Origin of the sequence: Paenibacillus enshidis, from assembly GCF_042136365.1 — a bacterium.
In the GTDB taxonomy this organism is placed as follows: Bacteria; Bacillota; Bacilli; order Paenibacillales; family Paenibacillaceae; genus Paenibacillus; species Paenibacillus enshidis.
This window is the reverse complement of the sequence record NZ_JBHHMI010000061.1, coordinates 1-2,403: the sequence shown is the minus strand read 5'-3', so window position 1 is coordinate 2,403 and position 2,403 is coordinate 1. Positions and strand designations below refer to the sequence as shown.

The 2,403-nt window shown below is 47.9% G+C and carries 2 protein-coding genes; both read left to right on the top strand.

Features of this window, described 5'->3' with window-relative positions; genetic code table 11:
• Positions 1-9 precede the first annotated feature (9 nt).
• On the top strand, positions 10-150 hold the full coding sequence (locus tag ACE41H_RS25045; RefSeq protein WP_375358296.1) for an LPxTATN C-terminal sorting signal domain: 141 nt from the start codon (positions 10-12) through the stop codon (positions 148-150).
• A gap of 331 nt (positions 151-481) precedes the next feature.
• The coding region (locus tag ACE41H_RS25040) for an isopeptide-forming domain-containing fimbrial protein (RefSeq protein WP_375358295.1) at positions 482-2,403 on the top strand (1,922 nt) is incomplete at its 3' end.

Genomic DNA, 2,403 nt, shown 5'->3' with positions numbered 1-2,403 from the left:
GGTGACTCGGTGAACGGAGACGACTCCGGCAACGGAGATGGCAATGGCAGCAAGCTGCCGGCAACGGCAACGAATATGTACGGCTATTTGCTGGTTGGATTCATCATCCTGCTTGCAGGCCTGCTCCTGCTGAGAAGAAAGAAAGCTTAAATCAATACAGCGAAAAAACAGCTGCCTCTCAAGGCAAATGATTTGAGGGGCAGCTGTCGTTTTTTCAGGAGTTTAGCACTATGCGGATAAACGGTTAACACTTTAAACAGAAGGATCTCACCCTGGATGAGAAAAATTCCTTCTATAAATTGAAACCAGCAAAGTGATTGAAGTAGGCATTTTAGAGGGTTGATTCCACAGGGGTTAGATCATTATTCGTGCTATTTTCGGTCATTTATGCAAATTTAATTTGATGCTGTAAAATTATTGTCTAATTTTAGGGAATGGATTATATTAACAGGGAAATCATTAAAATTTGGGGGGAAGACAGTTGCACGATACCCGTTCCACAAGGCGAACAAGCCCGTTGAAGCGTCTTTTTGTTAAATTTTCTGTATTTATGTTGATTCTCGGCATATTGCCTGTTTCACAACCGGCTTTTACTCCTGTGACCCAGGCGGCAGAAACTGCCTGCCCGGCTCCGGTAGCGATGATCAACGGTGGCTTTGAGCAGCCGAAAGCGCGAAATGTAGGGGATAAAGGATCTCCGGGATCTGAGCAATTCTGGCAGTATTTTTACGGATATGAGGTTCCGGGCTGGGAAACGGACGCCTCTGATAATCGAATACAAATCATGCAAAACTCTAATGAATTTCTGGGAAAAAATGGCGGTAATGGTCAAACCATCCCTGTTGTTGCTGCAGAGGGCACACAATTTGCCGAATTGAACGCCCATGAAGCAGCGATGTTATATCAGGATGTAGACACAGTCCCAGGTCAAACCATTTATTGGCGGCTGGCTCACCGCGGGGAATACGGGACGGATACGATGCAGATCCGCATCGGTTCAACGGATATTCCAACGGACCGCCTGCCGGTTATTGAACAGATGAGCAGTGTATTTAACAAATGGACGTATTATACCGGAGAGTACACAGTTCCTGAGGGACAGACTGTAACAAGGTTTGGTTTTGAAGCGGTTTCAACTTCAACTGGTGCGGTTGCATTCGGGAATTTGCTGGATGACATTTTCCTGGGAACAGAGCCGTGTGTAACCTCGACCAAAACAGTTGATCCGCCAGGAGAGATTGGCGTGGGTACGGAATTAACGTATACGATCAATACCAAAAATGAGGGCGGAGACATCGCAGGGGATACGGTCGTTACAGACGCGATCCCTGCAGGTACGGAATATGTCCCTGGCTCGATGGTCCTGATTAATGGATCAACAACCAAGAAACTGACGGATGAGGCCGATACGGATGAAGGCCAGTTTGACGGCAAACAGGTTAGTATTAAGTTAGGGGACCTGCAAAATGCCAGCCAATTGCCGGCTGGGGTCACTGTACAGTTTAAAGTGAAAGTGCTTTCGAATTATGCAGTGAAATCCATTAATAACAAGGCACAAATCGACTATGACAATTTGTTGTCAGGGGAAAAAGAACAGACGGAAACCAATGAAACGGACTCATCCGTCATTTTCCCTAAACTTGAATCCAGCAAAACGATGACCCTGCAGGAAAAAGCAGCTGGCAACACGGATGCTGAACATCCTGAAATCGGAGATACGTTGCAATACACGATTCAGGCCCGCAATATGGTCGCTAACAGCATCGTGAAAAATCTGGAGATTTCCGACGTGATTCCTTCCGAACTGGCATATGTCCCAGGCAGTCTGACGGTGGATGGCGTAGCCGCAACAGATGCCGAAGGGGACGACAAGGGTCATTATGCCGCAGGTAAGGTTGTCGGGCAGCTTGGCGACGTCGCGGACCAGAATTGGCATACGGTGCAATTTGAAGCCATCGTACAACCGGGACAAGCCGGTAAGGATATTATCAACATCGCTGCTGTAGACGGTGACAATGTGGACACACCGGACCGTCCAAGAGAAGAAGTGCAGGTGTATCCGCGCAATCCGCAAATTGAATCCGAGAAAATTGCATCCAATGTGGATGCAAGCAAGGCTACGTATGAAGTGGGAGATACTGTCTCTTATACGATTCGTGCGAGAGGCGTCATTAATGACACCTATCTGGAAAATCTGACGATCACGGATACACTCCCTGCAGGCTTGCAGTACGTGCCAGATAGCTTGAAAGTGGATGGCGTGTCTGTGACAGACACGCAAGATGGTGATGCCGGGCATTCCGTTTCCGGTGAAGTGTATGGTTCATTTGGCAATGTCGAGGATACGAGCTGGCATACGCTGGAGTTCCAGGCGGTGATCCAGGACGGTCAAGGCGGCAAAAC